Source organism: Ensifer sp. LC163 (assembly GCF_001695855.1).
In the GTDB taxonomy this organism is placed as follows: domain Bacteria; phylum Pseudomonadota; class Alphaproteobacteria; order Rhizobiales; family Rhizobiaceae; genus Ensifer.
Genome location: NZ_MBSS01000001.1, coordinates 1 through 25,671, shown reverse-complemented (window position 1 = coordinate 25,671; position 25,671 = coordinate 1). Strand labels below are relative to the sequence as shown.

26 protein-coding genes and 1 pseudogene are annotated in these 25,671 nt (G+C 63.4%); 22 read left to right on the top strand and 5 right to left on the bottom strand.

The window, feature by feature from the left end:
- The first annotated feature begins 84 nt into the window (after nt 1–84).
- The 5 genes from cobA (at nt 85) to BC360_RS00115 (ending at nt 4,920) form a co-directional block, all read left to right on the top strand.
- The gene (gene cobA / locus BC360_RS00135; RefSeq protein ID WP_065793830.1) at nt 85–927 is read left to right on the top strand and encodes a uroporphyrinogen-III C-methyltransferase; all 843 of its coding nucleotides are present in this window, start codon (nt 85–87) and stop codon (nt 925–927) included.
- Complete coding sequence (locus BC360_RS00130) at nt 924–2,225, top strand: cobyrinate a,c-diamide synthase (protein WP_065793829.1); 1,302 nt, start codon at nt 924–926, stop codon at nt 2,223–2,225. The genes cobA and BC360_RS00130 overlap by 4 nt, the downstream gene beginning before the upstream one ends.
- On the top strand, nt 2,222–3,277 hold the full coding sequence (gene cobD, locus BC360_RS00125) for a threonine-phosphate decarboxylase CobD (RefSeq protein ID WP_065783357.1): 1,056 nt from the start codon (nt 2,222–2,224) through the stop codon (nt 3,275–3,277). The genes BC360_RS00130 and cobD overlap by 4 nt, the downstream gene beginning before the upstream one ends.
- Nucleotides 3,278–4,252, top strand: a complete 975-nt coding sequence (cbiB, locus tag BC360_RS00120; RefSeq protein ID WP_065783356.1) for an adenosylcobinamide-phosphate synthase CbiB — start codon at nt 3,278–3,280, stop codon at nt 4,250–4,252.
- A gap of 278 nt (nt 4,253–4,530) precedes the next feature.
- Nucleotides 4,531–4,920, top strand: coding sequence for a L,D-transpeptidase (locus BC360_RS00115; protein WP_244512657.1), 390 nt, complete (start codon nt 4,531–4,533; stop codon nt 4,918–4,920).
- A gap of 134 nt (nt 4,921–5,054) precedes the next feature.
- Here BC360_RS00115 and BC360_RS00110 read toward each other — a convergent pair whose 3' ends face one another.
- Entirely contained in the window at nt 5,055–5,792 is a 738-nt protein-coding gene (locus BC360_RS00110) for a Crp/Fnr family transcriptional regulator (RefSeq protein ID WP_065783354.1), read from the bottom strand.
- Between the two features lie 376 nt (nt 5,793–6,168).
- Here BC360_RS00110 and hemN point away from each other — a divergent pair, with 376 nt between their 5' ends.
- The 8 genes from hemN (at nt 6,169) to BC360_RS00070 (ending at nt 14,085) form a co-directional block, all read left to right on the top strand.
- Nucleotides 6,169–7,518 (top strand): oxygen-independent coproporphyrinogen III oxidase, encoded by a 1,350-nt coding sequence (hemN, locus tag BC360_RS00105; protein ID WP_065794212.1) that lies wholly within the window; start codon nt 6,169–6,171, stop codon nt 7,516–7,518.
- Between the two features lie 104 nt (nt 7,519–7,622).
- Nucleotides 7,623–7,907 (top strand): acyl carrier protein, encoded by a 285-nt coding sequence (locus BC360_RS00100; protein ID WP_139109848.1) that lies wholly within the window; start codon nt 7,623–7,625, stop codon nt 7,905–7,907.
- 116 nt (nt 7,908–8,023) lie between these two features.
- Nucleotides 8,024–8,509 (top strand): 3-hydroxyacyl-ACP dehydratase FabZ family protein, encoded by a 486-nt coding sequence (locus BC360_RS00095; RefSeq protein ID WP_065783353.1) that lies wholly within the window; start codon nt 8,024–8,026, stop codon nt 8,507–8,509.
- Nucleotides 8,510–8,511: 2 nt separating this feature from the next.
- Complete coding sequence (locus BC360_RS00090) at nt 8,512–9,714, top strand: beta-ketoacyl-ACP synthase (RefSeq protein ID WP_065783352.1); 1,203 nt, start codon at nt 8,512–8,514, stop codon at nt 9,712–9,714.
- A 12-nt stretch (nt 9,715–9,726) separates the two neighbouring features.
- On the top strand, nt 9,727–11,010 hold the full coding sequence (locus BC360_RS00085) for a beta-ketoacyl-ACP synthase (protein WP_065783351.1): 1,284 nt from the start codon (nt 9,727–9,729) through the stop codon (nt 11,008–11,010).
- 54 nt (nt 11,011–11,064) lie between these two features.
- Nucleotides 11,065–12,093 carry a zinc-binding dehydrogenase gene (locus BC360_RS00080; RefSeq protein WP_065783350.1) on the top strand — a complete coding sequence of 343 codons (1,029 nt, stop codon included), beginning with the start codon at nt 11,065–11,067 and terminating at the stop codon, nt 12,091–12,093.
- 11 nt (nt 12,094–12,104) lie between these two features.
- Nucleotides 12,105–13,034, top strand: a complete 930-nt coding sequence (locus tag BC360_RS00075) for a lipid A biosynthesis lauroyl acyltransferase (RefSeq protein ID WP_065783464.1) — start codon at nt 12,105–12,107, stop codon at nt 13,032–13,034.
- Between the two features lie 340 nt (nt 13,035–13,374).
- Complete coding sequence (locus BC360_RS00070) at nt 13,375–14,085, top strand: PAS domain-containing protein (RefSeq protein ID WP_065793827.1); 711 nt, start codon at nt 13,375–13,377, stop codon at nt 14,083–14,085.
- Nucleotides 14,086–14,142: 57 nt separating this feature from the next.
- Here the strand turns inward: BC360_RS00070 and BC360_RS00065 are convergent, their stop codons facing one another.
- Entirely contained in the window at nt 14,143–14,667 is a 525-nt protein-coding gene (locus BC360_RS00065; RefSeq protein WP_413813712.1) for a hemerythrin domain-containing protein, read from the bottom strand.
- Between the two features lie 190 nt (nt 14,668–14,857).
- Between BC360_RS00065 and ccoN the strand changes: the two genes are divergently transcribed.
- The 4 genes and pseudogenes from ccoN (at nt 14,858) to ccoP (ending at nt 18,340) form a co-directional block, all read left to right on the top strand.
- Nucleotides 14,858–16,480: a cytochrome-c oxidase, cbb3-type subunit I gene (gene ccoN / locus BC360_RS00060; RefSeq protein ID WP_065793825.1), complete on the top strand. Its 1,623-nt coding sequence runs from the start codon at nt 14,858–14,860 to the stop codon at nt 16,478–16,480.
- Nucleotides 16,481–16,493: 13 nt separating this feature from the next.
- The gene (gene ccoO, locus BC360_RS00055; protein WP_065793824.1) at nt 16,494–17,225 is read left to right on the top strand and encodes a cytochrome-c oxidase, cbb3-type subunit II; all 732 of its coding nucleotides are present in this window, start codon (nt 16,494–16,496) and stop codon (nt 17,223–17,225) included.
- Nucleotides 17,226–17,239: 14 nt separating this feature from the next.
- Nucleotides 17,240–17,389: pseudogene (locus BC360_RS32585) on the top strand (cbb3-type cytochrome c oxidase subunit 3); the annotation flags it as partial.
- An 87-nt stretch (nt 17,390–17,476) separates the two neighbouring features.
- Nucleotides 17,477–18,340 (top strand): cytochrome-c oxidase, cbb3-type subunit III, encoded by an 864-nt coding sequence (gene ccoP / locus BC360_RS00045; protein ID WP_065793823.1) that lies wholly within the window; start codon nt 17,477–17,479, stop codon nt 18,338–18,340.
- A 280-nt stretch (nt 18,341–18,620) separates the two neighbouring features.
- On the opposite strand, the gene BC360_RS00040 is transcribed toward ccoP, so the two are convergent.
- The 3 genes from BC360_RS00040 to BC360_RS00030 form a co-directional block, all read right to left on the bottom strand.
- The gene (locus BC360_RS00040; RefSeq protein ID WP_065793822.1) at nt 18,621–18,974 is read right to left on the bottom strand and encodes a VOC family protein; all 354 of its coding nucleotides are present in this window, start codon (nt 18,972–18,974) and stop codon (nt 18,621–18,623) included.
- A complete protein-coding gene (locus BC360_RS00035; protein ID WP_065794211.1) occupies nt 18,967–19,389 on the bottom strand; it encodes an SRPBCC family protein in 423 nt (140 codons plus the stop codon). The genes BC360_RS00040 and BC360_RS00035 overlap by 8 nt, the downstream gene beginning before the upstream one ends.
- A gap of 80 nt (nt 19,390–19,469) precedes the next feature.
- Nucleotides 19,470–20,255: a helix-turn-helix domain-containing protein gene (locus BC360_RS00030; protein ID WP_244512638.1), complete on the bottom strand. Its 786-nt coding sequence runs from the start codon at nt 20,253–20,255 to the stop codon at nt 19,470–19,472.
- Between the two features lie 431 nt (nt 20,256–20,686).
- On the opposite strand from BC360_RS00030, the gene ccoG reads away from it, so the two are divergent.
- The 5 genes from ccoG to BC360_RS00005 all read left to right on the top strand — a co-directional run.
- Entirely contained in the window at nt 20,687–22,261 is a 1,575-nt protein-coding gene (gene ccoG / locus BC360_RS00025) for a cytochrome c oxidase accessory protein CcoG (protein ID WP_065793820.1), read from the top strand.
- On the top strand, nt 22,258–22,755 hold the full coding sequence (locus BC360_RS00020) for a FixH family protein (protein WP_065783341.1): 498 nt from the start codon (nt 22,258–22,260) through the stop codon (nt 22,753–22,755). The genes ccoG and BC360_RS00020 overlap by 4 nt, the downstream gene beginning before the upstream one ends.
- Complete coding sequence (locus BC360_RS00015; RefSeq protein ID WP_065793819.1) at nt 22,752–25,043, top strand: cation-translocating P-type ATPase; 2,292 nt, start codon at nt 22,752–22,754, stop codon at nt 25,041–25,043. The genes BC360_RS00020 and BC360_RS00015 overlap by 4 nt, the downstream gene beginning before the upstream one ends.
- Nucleotides 25,040–25,198: a cbb3-type cytochrome oxidase assembly protein CcoS gene (gene ccoS / locus BC360_RS00010; protein ID WP_025427340.1), complete on the top strand. Its 159-nt coding sequence runs from the start codon at nt 25,040–25,042 to the stop codon at nt 25,196–25,198. Before BC360_RS00015 ends, ccoS begins: the two co-directional genes overlap by 4 nt.
- A gap of 180 nt (nt 25,199–25,378) precedes the next feature.
- Nucleotides 25,379–25,671 (top strand): NAD(P)-binding domain-containing protein (locus tag BC360_RS00005; RefSeq protein ID WP_161491346.1); only part of this gene is annotated, 293 nt, incomplete at its 3' end.

The window sequence follows — 25,671 nt, the reverse complement described above, 5'->3', positions numbered from 1 at the left end:
TATGCGGAATTGCTGCGAATCTGAATCCGCTTGTTGCCAACGCAATTCAGCGATGGCCGTTGAGAGAATGGCGGGAGACACGGCATGAGCGACACGATCTTTTCCGGCCTGCCTGAGCTTGAGCCCGGCCACGTGTGGCTTGTCGGCGCGGGTCCCGGCGACACCGGCCTGCTGACGCTGCACGCCGCCAACGCGCTGCGGCAGGCCGACGTCATCGTGCACGACGCGCTGGTCAACGAGGATTGCCTGAAGCTCGCCCGGCTTGGTGCCGCGCTGGAATTTGCGGGAAAGCGCGGCGGCAAGCCTTCGCCGAAGCAACGCGATATTTCGCTCAGGCTCGTGGAACTGGCGCGCGCCGGCCAGCGGGTGCTGCGTCTCAAGGGCGGCGATCCCTTCGTCTTCGGGCGGGGCGGCGAGGAGGCGCTGACGCTGGTCGAAAACCGCATTCCGTTCCGCATCGTGCCGGGCATTACCGCCGGTATCGGCGGGCTTGCCTATGCCGGCATTCCGGTCACCCATCGCGAGGTCAATCATGCCGTCACCTTCCTGACCGGTCACGATTCCTCCGGCCTGGTGCCCGATCGGATCAATTGGCAGGGGATTGCCTCGGGCTCGTCCGTGATCGTCATGTACATGGCGATGAAGCATATCGGCACTATTGCCGCCAATCTGATTGCCGGCGGACGTTCGCCGGAGGAGCCGGTCGCCTTTGTCTGCAACGCGGCGACGGCGAAGCAGACAGTGCTCGAAACGACGCTGGCACGCGCCGAAGCCGATGTCATCGCCTCCGGCCTGGAGCCGCCGGCGATCGTCGTCGTCGGTGAGGTCGTGCGGCTGCGGGCGTCGCTCGACTGGATCGGGGCGCTCGGCGGGCGGCAGCTTGTGGCCGATCCCTTCGCAAGCCGCGAGCTCAAGGATCCCGCATGAGCGGATTGCTGATCGCCGCGCCCTGTTCGGGCTCCGGCAAGACTACGGTGACACTCGGCCTGATGCGCGCCATGCGGCGGCGCGGCATGGCGATCGCGCCGGGCAAGGCGGGGCCGGACTATATCGATCCGGCTTTTCATACCGCCGCAAGCGGTGAACCTTGCCTCAACTATGACCCGTGGGCCATGCGCCCCGCGCTGCTGGCGGCAAACGCAGCGCACGCCGCCGATCGGCGCACGCTCATCGTCGAGGCGATGATGGGCTTGCATGATGGAGCTGCCGATGGCAGCGGAACGCCGGCCGATCTCGCTGCGGCCCTCGATCTTGCCGTGATCCTGGTGGTCGACTGTGCCCGCATGTCCCATTCGGTGGCGGCACTCGTGCGCGGTTATGCCGATCACCGCGGAGATATCCGGGTTGCCGGCGTCATTCTCAACAAGGTCGGAAGCGACCGCCACGAGATGATGCTGCGCGATGCGCTGACGCGTGTCGGCATGCCCGTATTCGGCGTGTTGCGGCAGGATAGTGCCCTGAAGCTGCCCGAGCGGCACCTCGGCCTGGTGCAGGCCGGCGAACACGGCACGCTCGAGACCTTCATCGACTATGCGGCGGACCGTGTCGAGGCGACCTGCGATCTCGACGCGATCCGCGCGGCCGCAGCACTTTCGCCGGGTGAACAGGCGATGGCTGAGGTCACGCGGTTCAGGCCGCTCGGCCAGCATATCGCCGTGGCGCGCGATGTGGCTTTCGCCTTCTGCTACGAACACCTGCTGTTCGGCTGGCGCCGCGCTGGGGCGGAAATCTCCTTCTTTTCGCCGCTTGCCGACGAAGGCCCCGACGCGGCGGCCGATGCGGTCTATCTGCCGGGGGGCTATCCCGAGCTTCACGCCGGGCGGCTGGGGGCGGCTGGGGGCTTCCGATCGGGCATGGGAGCGGCGGTGAAGCGGCGCGCGCGGATCTTCGGCGAGTGCGGCGGCTACATGGTGCTGGGCGAGGGACTTGTCGCGGCCGATGGTGCGCGCTACGAAATGCTCGGCCTGCTGCCGCTCACGTCAAGTTTTGCCGAGCGCAGGCGGCACCTCGGCTACCGCCGTGTCGTGCCCCTCGACAACACGTTCTTCGATGGACCCATGACGGCGCACGAATTCCACTACGCGACCATCGTCTCGGAAGGTGCTGCCGACCGGCTGTTTTCGGTCAGCGATGCCGCCGGCGTCGATCTGGGGCAGGCGGGTTTGCGGCGCGGCAATGTCGCCGGCTCCTTCATGCATCTCATCGACATCGCGGGTCGGCCATGAGCGCCCCGATCGTGCACGGCGGCGGGATCACCGAGGCCGCCGCCCGCTTCGGCGGTCGCTTCGAGGACTGGCTCGACCTGTCGACCGGCATCAATCCGCGTCCGGTCGAACTGCCGCCGGTGCCGCAGCAGGCCTGGCACAGGTTGCCCGACAAGCTGACGATCGATGGCGCGCGCGCGGCTGCCGCCAGCTACTACAGGACCAACGGCATCCAGCCCTTGCCTGTTCCCGGCACCCAGTCGGTGATCCAGCTGTTGCCGCGGCTGGTTCCGTCCGGACGCGGCATTGCCGTCTTCGGCCCGACCTATGGCGAATATGCGCGGGTGCTGACGGCGGCCGGCTTTGCCGTCGATCGGGTGGAGCGCGCCGAGGATCTTGGGCCCAATCACGGCCTCTGTGTGGTGGTCAATCCGAACAATCCGACCGGCCGCGCCTTCCAGCCAGCAGAAATCCTGGCAGTGGCGGCGACGATGAAGGCGAATGGCGGCGTGCTTGTCGTCGACGAGGCCTTCGGCGATCTGGAGCCGGACTTCAGCGTCGCCGGCCATGTGGGTGCCGACGGCAATCTCATCGTTTTCCGCTCCTTCGGGAAATTCTTCGGTCTGGCTGGCCTGCGGCTCGGCTTCGTCATTGCAAGCGACGCCGTGCTCGAGGCATTGCGCGAATGGCTCGGCCCCTGGGCGGTGTCCGGGCCGGCGCTGGTCATTTCCAGGGCATTGATGTCCGCTGATACCGGGGCCATTGCCGCGGGCATTCTCGATCGTCGCGCGGGCCTCGATGCGGTTCTTGACCATGCCGGTCTCAAACGCATCGGTGGAACCGGCCTGTTCGTGCTGGTGGAACATCCCGATGCCGGCGCCTTGCACCGTCATCTCTGCGAGGCACAGATCCTGACGCGCAAATTCGACTACGAGCCCCGCTGGCTGCGGATCGGGCTTGCGCCCGACGCAGAAGGCGACCGGCGGCTGGCGGATGCGCTGCACCAGGCGGATGCATTGCGCCGCGGGGATGCCTGGCACCCCGGGGACGTGTTACGCCCTGGGGAGTGCTGAGTGTCGAGCGAGATCCTTCTCATTCTTGTGGCCGCCCTGCTGCTTGATCGCCTCGTCGGTGATCCGGACTGGCTCTGGTCGCGGCTACCGCATCCCGTGGTGTTCTTCGGCAAGGCGATTGCGTTCTTGGATGGGGCGCTCAACAAGCATGACACCTTCGATGCAAAGGCATTGAAGCTTCGTGGCGTGGCGACGATCGGCTTGCTGCTGCTTGCAGGTGTGGTTGTCGGGTTCGTCCTGCATCGATTGTTCGGCGTGATGGGGCTGCTCGGCTATCTGCTCGAGGCTATCGTCGTGGCGGTGTTCCTCGCACAAAAGAGCCTTGGCGATCACGTCCGGCGTGTCGCCGAAGGCTTGCAGCGGGGTGGACTGGAAGGTGGGCGCACCGCCGTGTCGATGATCGTCGGGCGCGATCCGAAGACGCTCGATGCGCCTGCTGTCTGCCGCGCCGCGATCGAGAGCCTTGCCGAGAACTTTTCCGACGGGGTGGTGGCCCCTGCCTTCTGGTATGCGGTTGCCGGTCTTCCAGGCGTGCTCGCCTACAAGATGCTGAATACCGCCGATTCGATGATCGGCCACAAATCGCCGAAGTACCTCAATTTCGGCTGGGCCTCAGCCCGGCTCGACGACGTCGCCAACCTGCCGGCGGCAAGGCTATCCATTCTCCTCATCGCCGCCGGCGCCTTGCTGCACCGTGGCCGCCGTGCCGCGGCCGATGCGATCGGCGTGGCGCGGCGCGACCATGGGCTGCACCGCTCACCCAATTCCGGCTGGCCGGAAGCGGCGATGGCCGGTGCGCTGGACCTGCAGCTTGCAGGCCCCCGGGTTTATGGCGGCGTTAAAGTCAGCGAGCCGATGATCAATGCTCCCGGTCGTTCGGTTGCCGGGAGCGAAGACATCGATGCTGGCATCGCTGTATTCTATGGCGCCTGTTCGGCGATGACTTTGGTTGTTCTTCTGATCGCCATGATTTGATCCGCTGCTGCCGCGTATCCACGGCAAGTTGATCTTGGTGCTAAGACTTTTCTTTCCATGTGTATTACACTTGTATCGTTACGGACCGGTTATTCTCTGCGGGCGTTTGGTTCCACCGATTGCAGCGCTGCTCGTCAGGCATGACACACAAGCAGCCCTGCAATGCCTGAAACCTGCTGCACAATCTTCTCGGTGGCTCGGAGACATGCAGTCGAGGTTTCGCGCGCGGGGAGTGAAGCATGCGACATGCATTCCTGACTGTGCTGATTACCGCTCTGATGCAGTTTCCCGTTCAGCCGGTGAGCGCCGCCAACCTCGTTGTCAATATCAGCTTATCCTCCCAGACAATGGTCGTGAAGCAGAACGGCGTCGTGATGTATCGCTGGAAGGTCTCCACGGCGCGCAAGGGCTATGTCACTCCAAGGGGAAGCTGGAAGGCGAAGTGGCTCTCGCGAAATCATCGTTCGCGAAAATATGATAATGCGCCAATGCCTTACGCGGTATTCTTCAACGGTGGCTATGCCGTTCACGCGACCTATGACGTGAAGCGACTCGGCCGACCGGCCTCGCACGGCTGCGTGCGGCTGCATCCCAACAATGCGGCGGAATTCTTCGCGCTTGCTCGCGAGTACGGGTTGAGCAACACGCGGATCGTCATCACGCGTTAGAGCATTTCCAGGAAAAGTGCGAGGCGGTTTTCCGTCAGGGAATGCGTAAAAACAAAGAGATAGAGCGTTTCTGCGACTGCGTTAAACCGGAAACGCGCTGAGGCCCCGAACGTTGAGGCCCCGAACGCTGGGGCTCAATCGATGCCGGCGACGTGGATCAGCCGGTCCATGCTGGGCACGGTGACGCGGCGGCTGCTTTCGATGCGGATGACATTGTCCTTGCGCAGCTTGGTGATCTGCCTGCTGACGGTCTCGATCGTCAGGCCGAGATAATCGGCGATGTCGGCGCGCGACAGCGGCAGGTCGAACTCCGTCGCCGTGCCGTTTTCCGGATCGATGTGGGTGGCGATGATATAGAGAAAACTCGCCACCTTTTCCTGCGCGGTCTTGCGGCCGAGCGTCAGCATCCAGTCGCGCGCTTCGTCCAGTTCCTTCAGCGCCTGTTCGTGCAGGCGGTGTTCAAGCCCCGGCGCCTCGGCGACGAGCCGCTCGATGACATTGCGTGGGAACGAACAGATGTCGGTGTCGATCGCCGCTTCCGCGGTCAGCGCGCTTTCGCGCGTGAAGGGCCGCCCCATGAAATCGGGCGCGAACTGCAGGCCGACGATCTGCTGGCGCCCGTCGGCAAGAACCTTGCTGAGCTTGACGACGCCGCTGATGATGTTGGCATAGCTGTCCGAAATTTCGCCCTGTCCGACGACCTCGCGGCCGGGCTCGACGCGGCGGCGGGTCGAATGTCGGCTAAGGTCGAGAAGCTGGTCGGGGGTCAGCGTGCCGCAAACGCCGCCATGGCGCGCTTCGCAGGCAGCGCAGACGGCCGGAACGTCCGAATTGTGGATATCCTTGCGGCGTTGTTCGGTCACGATCTGCAAATCTTTCTTCCCTGCATCGGGTTTGTCTTGGGGACCAAAGAGGATGCGGGCGGTTAAATCAAGAGTTGACAGGTGCTAATTCCGGAAGCGCGAAACAATGTCTCATGTTGAATTGAGCATTGTCAATTTCAGAGCCTCGGATGGTTGTTCGTATCCATTCTGTTGGCTGAAACCGGCCGCCCACTTTGTCGGATGGCTTGACCGATGCGTGGGCATCGCTCTGCGCCACCCTTCGCGTGGAGCGGCCGGTTTGAGCCAACAGAATGGATGCGAACAACCATCCGAGACTCTGACGTGTTAATTCGGCGACTTGATCAAAATCAAAGGCGTCCTTTGCCATCCGTCCTATGCCTTGGCCATCGTGACGGAGAGACCGATGAACGACGCTCTGATCCTGAAATATGCGAGCCCCGTGCCGCGCTATACCAGCTATCCCACCGCGCCGCATTTCTCGGAAGCGGTCGGCCGTGCCGAATACCAGTCCTGGCTTGAGGCCATCGGACCGGGTGAGGCGCTGTCGCTTTACGCCCATGTGCCCTATTGCGACCGGCTGTGCTGGTTCTGTGCCTGTCACACCAAGCAGACGCTGCGCTACGAGCCGGTGGCGAGCTACCTGAACGGGCTGCATCGCGAGATCGCGTCGATCGGCGGGCGGGTGAACGGCCAAGCGAAGGTCACGGCGCTGCATCTGGGTGGCGGATCGCCGACATTGCTCAGACCGGATGATCTGATTGCGCTCAAGCGGGCCTTCAGCAGTCATTTCGAGTTTTCCGGTGACTGCGAAATCAGCGTCGAGATGGATCCGAACGACCTCGACGAGGCGCGGCACGATGCGCTGGCAGCGATCGGCATGACGCGGGCGAGTTTCGGCGTCCAGGATTTTGACCCCGTCGTGCAGAAGGCGATCAACCGCATCCAGACCTATGAGCAGACGCGCGACGCGATCGAGGCTTCGCGGGCGCGCGGCGTGCGTTCGGTCAATTGCGATGTGCTCTACGGCTTGCCCTATCAGAGCCTGTCGTCGCTGGAGGCCACCATCGACGCCGTGCTGTCGCTTTCGCCCGATCGTATCGCGCTCTTCGGCTATGCTCATGTGCCGTGGATGAAGAAACACCAGTCGATGATATCAGGCGAAAGCCTGCCCGGCATCGTCGAACGCTTTGCCCAGATGAGCCGCGCGGCCGAAATGCTTGTTGCCGCCGGATACGAGGCGATCGGCATCGACCATTTCGCCAAGCCCGGCGACAGTCTGGCCATTGCCAGCCGGGAAGGGCGCCTGCGCCGGAATTTCCAGGGCTATACCAGCGATGGCGCCGAAACCCTGATCGGCCTCGGCGCTTCGGCGATCGGCCAGTTCCGTCAAGGCTACGTCCAGAACATGCCGGCAACCGGCGAATATCTGCGCCAGGTGGAGAACGCGGGTCTGGCGGCGGTGCGCGGCTATAGGCTGACGCCCGACGATCGTCTGCGGGCGCGGGTGATCGCGTCGATCATGTGCGACTTCGCTTTCTCCTTCTCACGAATCAAGGCGGAGTTTCCGGATCTCGCCGGGGCCGTCGTCGAGGAGGCAAAGCTCTTGCGTGCACGGGATGTCGACGGGCTGACGACGATCGAGGATGGCGTCTTCAGCCTTACCGAACGCGGCCGGCCATTTGCCCGGTCGGTGGCGGCGATTTTCGACGCTCATCTTCAATCGGGACGCGGGCGCCATTCGGTCGCCGTTTAGCAACACCGCTTTTCAAATCGCAGTGGTTGCTATCAAGGCCATTGGCTTTTGCGGCGCATTTACCTATAGGATCGCCGAGACTCGGAATAAAATAATAAAGAGGTATGCGCGTGACAGCTACATTCGACAAGGTTGCCGACATCATCGCGGAAACGAGCGAGATCGATCGCGAGACGATTACGCAGGAAAGCCACACGATCGACGATCTCGGCATCGACAGCCTGGACTTCCTCGACATCGTCTTTGCGATCGACAAGGAATTCGGCATCAAGATTCCGCTGGAACAGTGGACGCAGCAGGTCAACGAAGGCAAGGTTTCGACCGAAGAATACTTCGTTCTCAAGAACCTCTGTGCCAAGATCGATGAGCTGCGGGCTGCCAAGGCCTGATTGAGGCCAAGGTTCAAGCCTTTTCACTCGATTTCCAATGCCGCCGGTCGCGCCCCGCGCTTGACAGGCGGCATTGGCGTTTTTACTTGAGCCCGAAACCAACGGGGTGAGCCTCCATGCTCCTTGAATACTTCCAGATGATCGATCGTGTCGAAACGGTCGATCTTTCGGCTGGCCGGCTGACGGCGCGATCCGTCGTTCCCGAAAAGAGCCCGGTATTCGAGGGCCACTTCCCAGGTTATCCGCTGGTGCCGGGCGTGCTTCTGATCGAGACGATGGCGCAGGCTTCGGGATTTCTCGTGCTGGCCGCGACCAATTTCGCGGCGATGCCATTTCTGATGTCGGTCGATGGCGCCAAGATGCGGACCTTCGTCGAGCCTTCGGCGGAACTCGATATCGAAGCCTTTCTCGAACACGATGGCTCCGGTTTCGCCGTCACCAAGGCGAAGATCACGTCTGCGGGCAAGAAGGTCTGCGACGCACAATTGAAACTCAGAACGATGCCGTTCGATCAGGTGCCGCTCGGCGATATCGTGCGCAAGCGCGCCGACGAGGTGGGCCTGATGGCGGCACTTGCGGCGGACGCCGCTTCGGAGAAGTGAAGATGAGCAAATCCGCAAACGACGTGGTCATCACCGGCGTCGGTATCGTCACGAGCCAGGGTGTCGGTGTCGAGCCGCATGTCGTGCTTTTGAGCGCGGCCGAGACGCCGGCGACGCGCGTCGAGACCGAAAAGTTCAAGCCCTATCCGGTGCATCCGCTGCCGGAGATCGACTGGTCGCAGCAGATCGCCAAGCGTGGCGACCAGCGCCAGATGGAAAACTGGCAGCGCCTCGGTGTGTTCGCAGCCGGCCTGGCGCTCGATGATGCCGGCCTCAAGGACAATCTCGACGCCTGCGGCAGCATGGACATGATCGTGGCGGCCGGCGGCGGCGAGCGCGACATCAATGTCGATTCGCTGATCGTCGACGAGGCGCTGAAGCGCAACGACCGCGAGCAGGTGCTGAACGAGAAGCTGACCACCGAACTGCGCCCGACGCTGTTCCTGGCCCAGCTTTCCAACCTTCTCGCCGGCAATATCTCGATCGTGCACAAGGTTACGGGGTCTTCGCGCACCTTCATGGGCGAAGAGGCGGCCGGCATCTCGGCGATCGAGACGGCTTTCTTCCGCATCAAGGCGGGACAATCGACACACACGCTGGTGGGCGGCGCGTTTTCGGCCGAGCGCCTGGACATCATGCTTATGATCGAGGCGATCCAGGGGCAGGCAACCGGCGACTGGCACCCGATCTGGTCGCGCAAGCGGCAGGACGGCGGCGGCATGATCCTTGGTTCGGTCGGCGCCTTCCTGGTGCTGGAATCGCGTGAATATGCCGAAGCGCGCGGCGCCCGTATCTATGCGACCATCGACGCGATCGGCAGCGACCGCGGCAGCCGCACCGACGGCAAGCTGGAAGCGCGCCTTGCGGACCTGGCAAAACCGGCCGAAAAGCTCGATCCGGCACAGACGGTGGTCTTCTCCGGTACGTCAGGTCTCCATGACCTCGTCGGCAGCGAAAAGGCGTTTCTGGACGCAAAGCTCGCGAACGCGCCGGTTCGCGCCTATGGTGGCCTCGTCGGCCACAGCATCGAAGCACAGTTTCCGGCGGGCCTGGCGCTTGCCGCGCTCACGCTCGGCCACGGCGCCAAGGTTCCCGCCTTTGATGCAAGCTTCGAAAAGCCGATGACGGCTGCCGCCAGGACGGCGGTCGTGACGACCATCGGTCATTCACGCGGCGAAGGCGTCGCGGTCCTTTCGGCCGAATAAGAGGAACGATTGATGAGCAACGCTTACAAGGATCATCTCGGCCGTCCGATTGTCGCCGTCACCGGCATGGGCGTCATCACCTCGCTCGGCCAGGGTCTCGAAGACAACTGGGCAGCGCTGACCGGTGGCGTCTCCGGCATCCACAAGATCACCCGTTTCCCGACCGAAGGCCTGAACACGCGCATTTCAGGCATGGTCGATTTCATCGAGATCCCGGCGGCGAACTCTGTCGAGCGTTCCTATGCCATGGCGCGCGAGACGACGCTCGAGGCGCTGGCGCAGGCGGGCCTCTCCGGCGATTTCAACGGCCCGCTGTTTCTCGCAGCCCCGCCGATCGAGCCGGAATGGAGCGCGCGCTTCGAACTTGCCGATCGGTCGCCGCCGTCCACCCAGCCGGGCGACGCCTACAATCGCTTTCTTGCCGCGATGCGCGAGAAGGCCGATCCGGTGTTCCATGAAGCCGTGCTCTTCGGCGCGATCTCCGAACGGCTTGCCGATCGCTTCGGCACCCGCGGCCTGCCGGTGACGCTGTCGACGGCCTGCGCCTCGGGCGCAACCGCGATCCAGCTCGGCGTCGAGGCCATTCGCCAGGGCCGCACCGATCGCGCCCTGACGGTTGCGACCGACGGTTCGGTCAGCGCCGAAGCGCTCATCCGCTTTGCGCTCCTGTCGGCACTGTCGACCCAGAACGACCCGCCGGAGAAGGCTTCCAAGCCCTTCACCAAGGACCGTGACGGCTTCGTCATCGCCGAAGGTGCAGCAACTCTGGTGCTGGAGTCGCTTGAGGCCGCTGTTGCCCGTGGCGCCCGCGTCTACGGCATCCTGAAGGGTTGCGGCGAGAAGGCCGATCTCTTCCATCGCACCCGGTCCTCGCCCGATGGCGGCCCGGCGATCGCGACGATCCGCGCGGCGCTTGCCGACGCCGGCATCGACGAAGGCGGCATCGGCTATATCAACGCTCATGGCACCTCGACGCCGGAAAACGACAAGATGGAATATCTGTCGATGTCGGCCGTCTTCGGCGAGCATCTGCCGTCGATCCCGGTCTCGTCGAACAAGTCGATGATCGGCCACACCCTGACGGCCGCAGGCGCGGTCGAGGCGGTGTTCTCGATCCAGACGATGCTCACCGGCACCTTGCCGCCGACGATCAACTACCAGAATCCCGACCCGGCCATCGTGCTCGACGTCGTGCCGAACGTGAAGCGCAGCCAGCAGGTTTCTGCCGTGCTGTCGAACTCCTTCGGCTTCGGCGGACAGAACGCCAGCCTTGTCATGACCGCCGAGCCGGCCTAAGCCGGCGGTCCGAAACTTCAGACGAAATGATGCCGACAAGGCAGAGGAAAGATCATGCGCGCCCTGCAACTGCTCGATGACCGCAAGCTCGAAATCACCGACGTTCCCGAGCCGGAAGCGCCCGGCCCGGGTGAAGTGACGCTCCGGGTCAAGGCCGTGGCACTCAACCACATCGATGTGTGGGGTTGGCGCGGCATGGCCTTCGCCAAGCGCAAGATGCCGCTTGTCATCGGCGCCGAGGCGGCCGGTGTCGTCGAAAGCATCGGTCCTGGTGTGGCGAGCGTCCTTCCGGGCCAGCTCGTGTCGATCTACGGTGCGCGCACCTGCGGCCTCTGCCGCCCGTGCCGCGAAGGCCGCGACAATCTCTGCGAACATGTCGGCGGCGTGCACGGCTTCCACCTCGACGGCTTCGCGCAGGAGAAGATCAATCTTCCCGCCCGCCTGCTGGTTCCGGCCCCCCCCGGTATCGATGCCGTCGCAGCGGCGCTTGCGCCCGTCACCTTCGGAACGGTCGAGCACATGCTGTTCGACAACGCCAAGCTCGAACCCGGCGAAACCATTCTCGTTCATGCCGGCGGTTCCGGCATCGGCTCGGCGGCGATCCAGCTTGCCAAGAAGATCGGCTGCACGGTCATCACCACCGTCGGCTCGGACGACAAGATCGAGAAGGCGAAGGCGCTTGGCGCCGACCACGTCATCAACTACCGCACCGACCGCTTCGAAGGCGTCGTGCGCAAGCTCACCAAGAAGAAGGGCGTCGACGTCGTGTTCGAGCACGTCGGCAAGGACACCTGGGCCGGTTCCATGCTCTGCATGAAGCGGGGAGGCCGCCTGGTCACCTGCGGCTCGACCTCCGGCGTGTCGACCGACATGAACCTGATGATGCTGTTCCAGCAGCAGCTGAAGCTGCTCGGCTCCTTCGGCTGCCGCATGGAGAACATGGCCAACGCCATGCAGAAGATGGCGCGGGGCCTGGTGCATCCGGTGATCGACACTGAAGTCGGCTTCGACGAGATTGACAGGGCTCTGGAGCGGATGGAATCGCGCCAGATCTTCGGCAAGATCATCCTGAAGATGGATTGATCCAGGTGCGCATGCTGATCACACGGCTGGTTCTGGCGGCGGATCATTTCCGGCAGTGGCTGATAGCGCAACTCGTCTTCCTGCTTCTGACGATCCTGAAACTGTTTCCGGCCGATGGCGCCATCCGCTTCATGGATCGCGTCGCGCGCTTCATCGGCCCGAAGACCGGCCGACACAAGCTGACGCTGACCAATCTGCGCAACGCCTTTCCCGAAAAGAGCGAGGCCGAGATCGAAGCGATCGCCATGGAGAGCTGGGGCAATATGGGCCGCATGGCGGCCGAATATGTCTTTCTCGACCGGCTGTTCGATTTCGATCCCGAGGCGACCGCGCCCGGTCGCGTCGAAGTTTCGGGCGTCCCGCTCTTTCTCGAGCTGCGCGACAATCCACGGCCCTTCATCGTCTTTACCGCCCATAGCGGCAATTTCGAGATGCTGCCGGTCGCAGGCTCCGCCTTCGGGCTTGAGGTAACGGTGCTCTTCCGCCCGCCGAACAACCCTTACGTCGCCGAGAAGGTCTTCGAGTTCCGCAAGGAGCGCATGGGCAACCTCGTGCCGTCGCATGCGGGTTCGTCCTTTGCTCTCGCGCGCCAGCTCGAGCGCGGCAACGGCGTCGGCGTCCTGGTCGACCAGAAGTTCCGCAAGGGCCTGAAGACCAAGTTCTTCGGGCAGGACGTGCAGACCAATCCGCTGCTCGCCAAACTCGTGCGCCAGTTTAATTGCGAGGTCTATCCCGCCCGCTGCATCCGGCTGCCCGGTGGCCGTTTCCGGCTGGAGCTGGAGCCGGCGATCGACATCCCGCGCAAGCCCGATGGCGCCGTCGACGTCAATGCTACCGCCCAGGTTCTCAACGACAAGGTCGAGAGCTGGGTCAGGGAATATCCCGGGCAGTGGCTGTGGTATCACGACCGCTGGCACATCAAGCGCCACCTGAAAGACTGATTCTCTTCGGACCCGAAAAGGGCGTTGCCGCCATAGAGCGGCAGCGCCCTTTTTGTGCTTTCCTCCCGCATTTCCCTGAGAAAATCGTCGCCTTTGCGCGGCTGAAAGCGCTTCGAAACCGCAAGCTTCCCTTTCTGATGTTGAACGGGGCGGCAATGAGTGTAAACTCATCGTTGTATCGTGGGGGCAAACTGCAAGCGCTTTGGGTGACCAAAGTCACGTGGTTTTCGCGAGAGATGTGGGGGGAGCCGTCAAAACCTGGATCAGCGTCTACACCATCAAAGCCTGTCATTTAAGTGCATCGGCGCGGCCTCGGCCGTGGGGGAATTGGGGTTTCGAATTGAACGCACTGATTGAGCTGTTCTGGTTCAAGTATTCACAATTGCAGTATGCTGTCCGTACAGCAGACGAGCATCTGATCGGACTTCTGGATCGTGAACTCGATCCTATTCTGAAGTCGGTCTATGATGAGAAGGCCGTCAGTGTCGAAGATGCCCGCCTTCAGTTCCAGTTTCTGATCGATATTCTGCGCGTCGAGGCCGACGACATTTCCTGCGTGCTGCGCCATTCACAGCTTTTGCAGTCGCTGATCAATCGCTATTTCGCAGCTACGGGCGCGGTCAACGCTGCCGAGTTGCGATTGGAGCGTCCGCCTGCCTTGCCGCATAAGGGACGGGCGGATGAGGGCCTGCTCAACGAGGCGATCCTCGACAGTTTCCCGGACCGCATCGCCGTGATCACGCCGGACTATCGGTATCTCTATACCAATCCGCTCAATGCCAACCATCTCGAAAGCCGCCCGATGGACCTCATCGGCCGGCATATCGTCGAGTTCATCGGCATCCAGCGCTTCGAACTGCGCGTGAAGAGCTATCTCGACCGCTGTTTTGCCGGCGAGGTGGTCGACTATACCTTCGCCAAGACCGTTGACGGACGAACCGTCGTGGTGCGCTGCCGGCTGACGCCCTGCATGTCGAGCAGCGGCAAGCTCATCGGCGCGATCCTGGTGATCCAGGAGCATGCGGACAGGCGCCGGGCCATCGCCGCCTGAACCTCTGTCGCTTGCATCGCAATACCGAAACGGCGGCCCTTTCGAGCCGCCGTTCGTTCAATTGATGTCCGCGCTGGTGATGTCCGGACTGGCCGGAAGCAACGTGCGAAGACATTCCTGCTCGAAGCCGATGTGCCGCCGCAGATTGGTGAAGAAGCCGCGCAGCATGTAGCCGGCGGTCTCCGCATTGACGCTCTCGTCGGCGGCGCCGAGCTTGACCAGCAACTCCGTCAGCTCCTCGGCGAAGCACTCGTCCTCGCAATGCTCGTATTTGAGACGCGCGAGCGTGGCTTCGATCGACGGGTCGTCGCCGAAGTTCTGCTCGACCCAACGGAACACCGCGCTCTCTTCGCCCGAATGCAGTTCGCGTATCAGCGGCTCCAGCATCTTGGCGGCATAGGCGCATTTCTGCCGGTCGATTTCCGCCGGCAGGCTGTCGGCGATTTCCTCCAGGCTGTTGCAGAGGGCGAGCTGTTCCTGATGCGCGCGCGCCAGCCAGGCCCGCGGCTCGCCGATCGGGGCAGGGCGAGATCGCAAACCCGTCCAGACCCGGATCATTCCACTATCATTTGTTCTCTTCATGCTGTTTTCACGCCAGCTCCTATGGCGCTCCCTCATTGTTTCCTGAGGGTGACGCAAGTCGGCGCCGCCGGCCTTGATCTGAATCAAGGTGAGGGAATCGCGATTCTGACAGGTTCCGCCAAGCTGCGCTGGCATGCCGCCTTTAGGCGTGTGCACACGTCTGCATCAGGACAAAGTTGGGGACCCAACCATGAAATACACTTTCGAAATGATCCTGCTCGGGGTCGGTGCTTTCCTGGCGCTTCTAGGCGCCGGATTTGCACAGGACCGGCAGTTCGAAGCCCATATGTGGGTGCTGTTCTTCGTGCTGCTCGGCGGCACCATCGTTTTGTTGCGGCGCCTCGATTTCAGCCCGGCATCCGCCGGCAAGGCGGCCGCACCGAGGTCGGAATACTCCGACGAGGTGGTGAAGTATGGCGTCATCGCCACTGTGTTCTGGGGCGTTGTCGGCTTCCTCGTGGGCGTCGTGGTTGCGCTCCAACTGGCCTTTCCGGACCTCAACATCGAGCCTTGGTTCAACTTTGGCCGCATGCGGCCGCTGCACACCTCGGCGGTGATCTTCGCCTTCGGTGGCAACGCCCTGATCGCGACCTCGTTCTACATCGTCCAGCGCACCAGCCGTGCCCGCCTGTTCGGCGGCAATCTCGCCTGGTTCGTGTTCTGGGGCTACCAGCTCTTCATCGTCATGGCCGCCACCGGCTATCTCCTCGGGATCACCCAGTCGAAGGAATATGCGGAGCCTGAGTGGTATGTCGACCTGTGGCTGACGATCGTCTGGGTCGCCTATCTCGCCGTGTTCCTCGGCACGCTGCTCGTGCGCAAGGAGCCGCATATCTACGTGGCGAACTGGTTCTATCTGGCCTTCATCGTCACGATCGCGATGCTGCACATCGTCAACAACCTGGCGGTCCCGGTGTCGTTCCTGGGCTCCAAGAGCTACTCGGCCTTCGCCGGCGTCCAGGACGCGCTGACGCAATGGTGGTACGGCCATAACGCCGTCGGCTTCTTCCTGACGGCTGGCTTCCTCGGCATGATGTATTACTTCATTCCCAAGCAGGCCAACCGCCCGGTCTATTCCTACCGCCTGTCGATCATCCACTTCTGGTCGCTGATCTTCATGTATATCTGGGCCGGTCCGCACCACCTGCACTATACGGCGCTGCCTGACTGGGCGCAGACGCTCGGCATGGTCTTCTCCATCATGCTGTGGATGCCGTCCTGGGGCGGCATGATCAACGGCCTCATGACGCTCTCGGGCGCCTGGGACAAGATCCGTACCGACCCGATCATCCGCATGATGGTCATGGCCGTCGCCTTCTACGGCATGGCGACCTTCGAAGGCCCGATGATGTCGATCAAGACGGTCAACTCGCTCAGCCACTACACGGACTGGACGATCGGCCACGTGCATTCGGGTGCGCTCGGCTGGAACGGCCTGATCACCTTCGGCGCCATCTACTACCTCACGCCGAAGCTGTGGAACCGCGAGCGGCTCTATAGCGTGCGTATGGTCAACTGGCACTTCTGGCTCGCCACGCTCGGCATCGTCGTCTACGCCGCCGTCATGTGGGTTGCCGGTATCCAGCAGGGCCTGATGTGGCGCGAATACGACGACCAGGGTTTCCTCGTCTATTCCTTCGCGGAATCGGTCGCGGCCATGCTGCCCTACTACGTGCTGCGTGCACTGGGCGGTGCCCTGTTCCTCGCCGGCGCCCTGCTCATGGCCTTCAACGTAACAATGACCATCCTCGGCCGCGTGCGTGACGAAGCTCCGATCTTCGGTGCGACGCCCGCGCTCAAGGCTGCGGAATAGGAGGGCATAGACCATGTCCATTCTCGACAAACACGCCACCCTGGAACGCAACGCAACGCTGCTGCTCGTCGGCTCGCTTCTCGTCGTCTCGATCGGCGGCATCGTCGAAATCGCGCCGCTGTTCTATCTCGAAAACACCATCGAGAAGGTCGAAGGCATGCGGCCCTATTCGCCGCTGGAACTCGCCGGCCGCGACATCTACGTGCGTGAAGGTTGCTACGTCTGTCACAGCCAGATGATCCGGCCGTTCCGCGACGAGGTGGAGCGCTACGGTCACTATTCGCTGGCGGCGGAATCCATGTACGACCATCCGTTCCAGTGGGGCTCGAAGCGCACCGGGCCGGATCTCGCCCGCGTCGGCGACCGCTACTCCAACGAGTGGCACGTGCAGCACATGATCGAGCCGCGCTCGGTGGTGCCGGAATCGGTGATGCCGAGCTATGCGTTCCTCAAGTCGACGCCGCTCGACGTCAGGAACGTTGCGGCATCGCTGAAGGCCAACAGGGCCGTCGGCGTGCCATATTCGGACGAGATGATCGAAAACGCTGCCGCCGACATCAAGGCGCAGGCCGATCCGAATGCGGACACGTCGGGCGTCGAGGGGCGCTATCCCAAGGCCAAGCTCGGCGACTTCGACGGCGATCCGCAGAAGCTGACGGAGATGGATGCGCTCGTCGCCTATCTCCAGATGCTCGGTACGCTGGTCGACTTCTCCACCTATGACGACACCACAGGCTATCGCTAAAGGAGGGCACGGACATGGAAACCTACACGGCCATGCGCCAGTTCGCCGACAGCTGGGCGCTGCTCGGCATGGTGCTTTTCTTCCTGGGCGTCGTCGCCTTCATCTTCCGGCCCGGCGCCAAGAAGGCCGCCGATCGGGCCGCAGCCATCCCCTTCGATCACGATGTGATCGACACTCAGAAATCAGAGCGGCATGCGGGCGGAAAACCGCTGCGCACTTTTCCTCATGCCGCTCGTAAGGAGGATTGATCCATGGCGGACAAACATGTCGACGAGATCAGCGGCGTCGAAACAACCGGCCACGAATGGGACGGGATCCGCGAGCTCAACAACCCGATGCCGCGCTGGTGGGTCTATACCTTCTACGCCACCATCGTTTGGGCGATCGGCTACATGATCGTCTATCCCGCCGTGCCGTTGTTGACGGATGCGAGCAAGGGCGTGATCGGCTACTCCAGCCGCGCGGAACTGAGCGCGGAGCTTGCCGATGCGAAGACGGCGCAGGCCGGCAATCTGGAAAAGATCGCCGCGAGCTCGCTCGATCAGATCATCGCCGATCCGCAGCTTCACCAGTTCGCGGTTGCGGCGGGCGCCTCGGCCTTCAAGGTCAACTGTGCGCAGTGCCACGGTTCGGGTGCTGCCGGTTCGGCCGGCTTCCCCAACCTCAACGACGACGACTGGCTCTGGGGTGGCAAGCCTGAGGAGATCTACCAGACGGTGGCGCACGGCATCCGTTACACCGGCGACGACGACACGCGCGTCTCCGAAATGCCGTCCTTTGCCGAGATCCTGAAGCTGGAAGAGATCAAGGAGACGGCGGCTTACGTCGTCAGCCTGACCGGCACGCCTTCGGATGCGGCGCTGGTCGAGCCGGGCAAGGCGCTGTTCGAAGCCAATTGTGCGTCGTGCCACGGCGCCGACGCCAAGGGCAACCGCGAGTTCGGTTCGCCTGATCTGGCGGATGCGCTCTGGCTCAACGGCGACAGCGAGCAGGCGATCATCGCGCAGATGAAGGCACCCAAGCACGGCGTCATGCCGGCCTGGCTGCCACGCCTCGGTGACACCACGGTCAAGCAGCTGGCCGTGTTCGTGCATTCGCTCGGTGGCGGCGAGTAAGGCTGAAGGGGAAATTGTGGCCCTGGCTGCCCCTCATCCGCCTGCCGGCACCTTCTCCCCGGCTGCGGGGAGAAGGGCGCAAGCTCCACCGACGCCGCCAATCATCCACGTTGGTGATTGGCGATGACGTTGCGCCCAGCGTCTCTCTCCCCGCTTGCGGGGAGAGATGTCCGGCAGGACAGTGAGGGGCGCGCCCGCGAAACGCGTTAACTACGAATTTCTGGTTGAGTCATGGAGCCGCGTCGAAAGACGCGGCCTTTGTCATTCCAGCCTTGTTTCGTTACTGTGCCGACCAGGCCGCCAGCTCGTATCCGTCAGGGTCTGCGAAGTGAAAACGGCGGCCGCCGGGGAAAGAGAAGATCGGCTTGACGATCTTGCCGCCCGCCTTTTCGACGCGGGCCTGTGTATCTTCCAGGTTGTCGGCATAGATGATGATCAACGGCCCGCCAGTTCTGACCGGGCCCGTTGTGGTGAAGCCGCCGGTCAGCCTTCCGTCCTGGAACTCGCAGTATTCCGGGCCGTAGTCCGTGAAGGTCCAGCCGAAGGCGCTGCCATAGAACGCCTTGCTGGCGGCGATGTCGGAGACGTTGAACTCGACATAGTCGATGCGGCGATCGTTGCCCTTGTTACCCATGATGTGTCCTGTCGCTTTCCGATTCCAAGATTGATTTCAGTGTGGCGAGATCCTTTGCCACCCATTCGGCATCGCCGGCGGATTGCCCGTCGCTCATTTCGGGTTGCCGCAGCAGGGTGAACATCACCTCGGCGCCATCGCCGTTCGGCACGACGCGCAAGGCGTTTTGCACCTTCACGCCGTTTTCCAGCGTCACCAGATGGTCGACGACGCCGAAGGCATTGTCAGGGGCAAAGCGCACACGAGCATTACCGAGGGGACCGGGGGCGACCCATTCGTCGCCGTCCTGCGTCAGGCCGGACGACAGGCCCGATGCCCAGAGCGGCATGTTTTCCGGCTTGGCCATGAAGGCATAGACTTCGTTCCAGTCGCGCTCGATCGAGATGTGGACGATTTTCGCTGCTAGTGTCGTCATGCGTTCCATCGCTTTGCGTTTGCTGTTGAAGTCAACGGGGTAGCACTGCACGGCGTCGCCGTCTTGAACGAAACGGCCAGCTAGCCCGCGAGTTGACGCTGGATTTCGCGCGGCGAGAGCGAGGTCAATTCCCTTGCCTCGCGTGTGAGATGCGCCTGATCGGCGTATCCGCACTCGAGCGCCAGTGCCGTCAGGCTTGCCCCGGCCTGCGCATCGCAGGCCGCGAGAAAACGCTGCAGGCGAAGGACGCGATCGAGCGTCTTGGCGCCATAGCCGAAGTGCTCGTGGCAACGGCGGCGAAGCGTTCGCTCGCTTGTGCCGGTGGTCTGAGCGAGCGACCGGATTGGGTTGTCCGACGCGGAGCGGCCATGTCGGAGAAGGTCGAGGCACGCGGAGACCTCGCACGGCGGGGCTGCTACCATCGGGATCCGGCGTTTCACCACTTCGGCGAGGATGGCGCTGCGCGCTGAAGTATCCGCAGCCTCGGTCATCCGTGCGTCGAGGTCCCGAGCGTCTCGCCCCCATAGGTCGTCGAGAGGGACGATCGTACCGGTTATCTGTGAAAGCGGCGTGCGTAGCCAGCAGGCGGCGATGCCGGTTCGAAATCTCAGCCCGATCAGGGTTTCGCCGGAGCCGATCACGGGGAAGGCGGCCACGCGGTCCGGTCCGGCAAGTGCAAGTCCACTGTGCGACCAGATGATGTCGACGCTGCCATCGGGGACCACGGCCATGCGCGACGCTTGCCCCTCGGGCATGACATGGCTCCAGAGGCACTCCACATGGGCCGCAAGCGACGCAGGAGCCGGCCGCTCACGATAGGTGCCGCGCCGCTTGGCTAGCGTCAGAGGTTCAAGCGAGCCGTGCACGTTTTTTCCTTCGTCGCCTACTGCATGTTTCCTTAAATCGCATTCGATTTAAGGATAAAAACATGCAGCAATTCAAAGTGCTACAGCGACCTTTGCGCCTCTGATAAGACGCGCGGCGCTGTAGATGGCCGGTTTGCCATGGCAAGACTGCCGTTCGCCCGTTTCCTCACGGTACTGGACCGGAGGAGGATGGCAAAGGGGCTGGCCGCTGTCACGGTTCCTCGAAGGCGCCGCGACGGGGGCGGCGGCATCTCCGCAGGGCCCTGGATTCCGGAAACTGCGATCGTCATCGGGGTCGCGCGGCACGAGGCCCGGGCGTTTCGACGCATGCGGCCGCATTAGCGCGCAAACTTGACACAGATCAACGTTTCCCGCGGCCAAATCGGGCAAAACATCGGCCAATACGCGATACATTCGGGGACTTCCCACACATGCAGCCTCAATCCGCCACAAACGCCCCTATCGTCGAACGCCACGAGGCCGAGGCGGTCAACGCGGCGCATGTGCGCAAGCCGCTTTACGAAAAGCGCAAGAAGATCTTCCCGAAGCGGGCCGAGGGACGATTCCGCCAGTTCAAATGGCTGGTGATGCTGGTGACGCTCGGCATCTATTATCTGACGCCATGGATCCGCTGGGACCGCGGAGAACATGCGCCCGACCAGGCGGTGCTCGTCGATATCGCCGCCCGCCGGTTCTATTTCTTCTTCATCGAGATCTGGCCGCAGGAATTCTTCTTCGTGGCCGGGCTTCTGGTCATGGCGGGTTTCGGCCTCTTCCTGGTGACGTCAGCCGTTGGCCGCGCCTGGTGCGGCTACACCTGTCCGCAGACCGTCTGGGTCGATCTCTTCCTCGTCGTCGAACGCTTCATCGAGGGTGACCGCAACGCGCGCATGAAGCTGGACGCCGGGCCGTGGACACTCAACAAGGTGGGCAAGAGGGTCGTCAAGCACTCGATCTGGATCCTGATCGGCATTGCCACCGGCGGCGCCTGGATCTTCTATTTTGCCGACGCGCCGGCATTGCTGAAGAGCTTCATATCGCTCGAGGCTCCGGCGATCGCCTATATGACCGTCGCGATCCTGACAGCCACGACCTATGTCTTCGGCGGGCTGATGCGCGAACAGGTCTGCACCTATATGTGCCCGTGGCCGCGCATCCAGGCGGCGATGCTCGACGAGAATTCGCTCGTCGTCACCTATAACGACTGGCGCGGCGAGCCGCGTTCGCGCCACCAGAAGAAGGCCGCAGCGGCCGGGGAGACCGTTGGCGATTGCGTCGATTGCAATGCCTGCGTCGTCGTCTGTCCGATGGGCATCGACATCCGCGACGGTCAGCAGCTCGAATGCATTACCTGTGCGCTCTGTATCGACGCCTGCGACAACGTCATGGACAAGCTCGGCCGCGAGCGCGGGCTGATCGCCTATGCGACACTCAGCGACTATGCCGCCAACATGGCGCTTGCCACCGACGGCGGCACGAAGGCGATCGACCCGGCCCGGGTGCGCGATGCCGATGGCACGTTCGTCGACAAGGTCAGGCATTTCAACTGGAAGATCGTCTTCCGCCCGCGCGTGCTCGTCTATCTCGGCGTCTGGACCCTGGTCGGCATCGGCCTGCTCTATGCGCTTTTGGCGCGCGACCGGCTTGAGCTTAACGTGCTGCATGACCGCAACCCGCAATTCGTGCTCGAATCTGATGGATCGGTGCGCAACGGCTACATGGTCAAGCTCTTGAACATGATCCCTGAACAACGCACGGTTATGCTGACCATTGACGGCCTGCCGTCGGCGATGATGCGCATCGCCGGTCAGGCGCCGGGCGACGGCCGCAGCTTCGCCGTCGGCGTCGATCCGGACAAGGTGACGGCGCTGAAGGTGTTCGTGACGCTGCCGAAGGAAAAACTCGGCGAGGCGGAGGACGGCTTTAGCCTGATTGCGGAGGACCCATCGAGCCATGAGCGCGACGTCTACAAGGCCAACTTCAACGCACCGGGAGCCGCGAAATGACCGCTGACCAGGGCAGACAACCCCGTGTCTTCACCGGATGGCACATGCTCGGCGTGATGGTGCTGTTCTTCGGCACCATCATCACCGTCAACCTGATCATGGCCTGGAACGCCAGCCATAGCTGGAGCGGCCTCGTCGTCCAGAACACCTATGTCGCCAGCCAACAGTTCAACGGCAAGGTGAAGGAGGCGCGCGCCTTTGCGGCAAGCGGTCTCGACGGCAAGCTCGACCTGGAGCCGGGCGCGGTGCGTTACACGCTGACACGGCAGGGGAAGGCCGAAACCTCGGCCGACAAGGTCGTTGCCGTGTTCAAGCGTCCGGTCGAGGAGCACGAGGACGTGCGGGTCGAGATGGCGCAGCAGGGCGACGGCGTCTTCGTGGCCGCGACTGACCTCAAGCGCGGCCAATGGATCGCCGATATCACCGCGACGTCGGGCGACAAGGTCGTCTATCGCCAGGCCATCCGCTTCATTGCGCCGGGAGAGCGTCCATGAGCTGCTGCGCTGCCGGCGCCGAGACCGCGCTGGAGATCGAGAGAAGTGGCCAGGGCCTGCCGAGTTCGGAGGAGCTGTGGCTGACCAGCCGCGCGCTCGGCGGCGGCCTTCGCCAGACCGACCTCAGCGTGCCCGGCATCCACTGCGGCGCCTGCATCACCACGATCGAGGCAGCGCTGAAGACGAGGCCGGAGGTGGAGCGTGCCCGCGTCAACCTTTCCTCGCGCCGGGTGTCGATCGTCTGGAAGGAAGATGTCGCTGGCCAGCGCACCGACCCGCGCCAACTGGCGCGCGCGATCCGCGAGCGCGGCTACGAGACGCATCTGTTCGCCCCCGGCGAGGAGGAAGGCGACACGCTGCTGAAGCAGCTGGTGCGCGCCGTTGCCGTCGCCGGCTTTGCCTCCACCAACATCATGCTGCTCTCGGTCTCGGTCTGGTCCGGTGCCGAGGCGGCGACACGCGATCTCTTCCATTGGATTTCGGCGCTGATCGCCGCGCCGACGCTGATCTATGCCGGCCGGTTCTTCTACGCGTCCGCCTGGAATGCGCTGAAGCATGGCCGCACCAACATGGACGTGCCGATCGCTCTGGCGATCACGCTGTCCTACGGCATCTCGCTCTATGAGACGATCACCCACGGCACCCATGCCTGGTTCGACGGCACGGTGATGCTTCTGTTCTTCCTGCTGATCGGCCGCACGCTCGATCACATGATGCGCGGCCGCGCCCGTTCGGCGATCAGCAGCCTGGCGCGCCTGTCGCCACGCGGAGCGATGGTGGTCGATGCGGATGGTGCCCGTGAATACCGGCCGGTCGACGAGATCAAGCCGGGCGAACGGCTGGCGATCGCGGCTGGCGAGCGCATTCCGGTCGACGGGCGGGTCCTCATCGGTTCCAGCGACCTCGACCGCTCGATCGTCAACGGCGAGAGCGCGCCCGCGCCGGTACATATCGGCGATATGGTCGAGGCGGGCACGCTCAATCTCACCGGTCCTCTAACGATCGAGGCGACGGCCGCTGTCCGCGACTCGCTGCTGGCCGAAATCATGGGCCTGATGGAGGCGGCCGAAGGGGGCAGGGCGCGCTATCGCCGCATCGCCGATCGCGCGGCGCAGTATTACTCGCCGGCGGTTCACCTACTGGCGTTCTTGAGCTTCATCGGCTGGATGTTCGTCGACGGCGATTTCCATCATGCGATGCTGGTTGCCGTCGCAGTGCTGATCATCACCTGCCCCTGTGCGCTTGGGCTGGCGGTGCCGGTCGTGCAGGTGATCGCCGCCGGACGGCTCTTCCAGAACGGCGTTATGGTCAAGGACGGCTCGGCCATGGAGCGGTTGGCCGAGATCGACACGGTGCTGTTCGACAAGACGGGCACCCTGACGGTCGGCGAGCCGCGCCTTACCAATGGTGCGGAGATCAAGCCGGATGTGCTGGCGACGGCCGCGGGTCTTGCCGTGCATTCACGCCACCCGCTGGCGATCGCGATCCACAATGCCGCTGTGATCGCGCCGGTGCTCTCCGGTGATATCCGCGAAATCCCGGGCGCCGGCATTGAGGCGGCGACGGCAGACGGTGTCTACCGCCTTGGCAGTCGCGCCTTTGCCTGCGGGGACGCCGGTGAGGCGAGCGGCCAGTCGGAGGCGATTCTTTCTCTCGACGGACGCGAGCTTGCCTGCTTCCGCTTTGAAGACCGGCTGCGGCCGCTAGCGCACGAAAGCGTTGAGAGCCTGACCCGCATGGGGTTTGCGACCGGTATTCTCTCGGGCGACCGCGAGCCGGTGGTGTCAGCACTTGCCGGCAGGCTCGGCATTGCCAGCTGGCGTTCCGAGTTGTCGCCGCGCGGCAAGGTTGACGAATGCGCGGCGGCGGCCGAAGGCGGCCACCGCGTGCTGATGGTCGGCGATGGCATCAACGACGCGCCGGCCTTGCGTGCGGCCCATGTGTCGATGGCGCCGGCGACAGCCGCCGATGTCGGCCGGCAGGCCGCCGACTTCGTCTTCCTGCATCAGGGGCTTTCCGCCGTGCCGATGGCGATCGACACGGCGCGCCGGGCCGGCCGGCTGATCCGCCAGAACTTCGCGCTGGCGATCGGCTACAACATCATCGCCGTTCCGATCGCCATTCTGGGCTACGCCACGCCGCTGATTGCAGCGGTCGCCATGTCGACATCGTCGGTGATCGTCGTCGCCAATGCGCTGCGGCTGCGCACGAGGATGGCCAAGACGGAGGCGGCACCGGCCGTGCGACAGACACCGACAGCGCTGGACGCGATCGGAACCGCTTCATGAACACGCTGATCTATCTTATTCCGATCGCATTGTTCTTAGGCGGGCTTGGTCTCGTCGCCTTCCTCTGGGCGCTGAAGAGCGGCCAGTACGAAGACCTCGACGGAGCCTCGTGGCGCGTGCTCGACGATGGCGACGGCAAGCCCGAAAAGGAGTGATTTTCTTAGGAATGGCTTGTCGTTAATCGATTTGAATGCCAAAACAGCCTCCGCCGTCGCATCTCGCGTCCGCCCCTTTCCCGAGGGGTAAAGCGAGCGGGCGAAGTTCAATTCGAGGGGCCGGCTCCCACGCGTTTATCCCGATCGCGTCCGGCTCTCCTGTCCAATGGAGGCAATCACGTGTCACAGGCGGAAATCGGCCTTATCGGTCTCGGCGTCATGGGCTCGAACCTGGCGCTCAACATCGCTGAAAAAGGCAACAAGATCGCGGTCTTCAACCGCACCGTCGAGGCGACGCACAAATTCTACGCGGAAGCCGGCGCGCTTCAGGGCCAGATCGTGCCCTGCGACACCATCGAGGAGTTCGTCGCCGCCATCCGCCCGCCGCGCCCGATCATCATCATGATCAAGGCCGGCGAGCCGGTCGACCAGCAGATGGAAATCCTCAAGCCCTACCTCGCCAAGGGCGACAT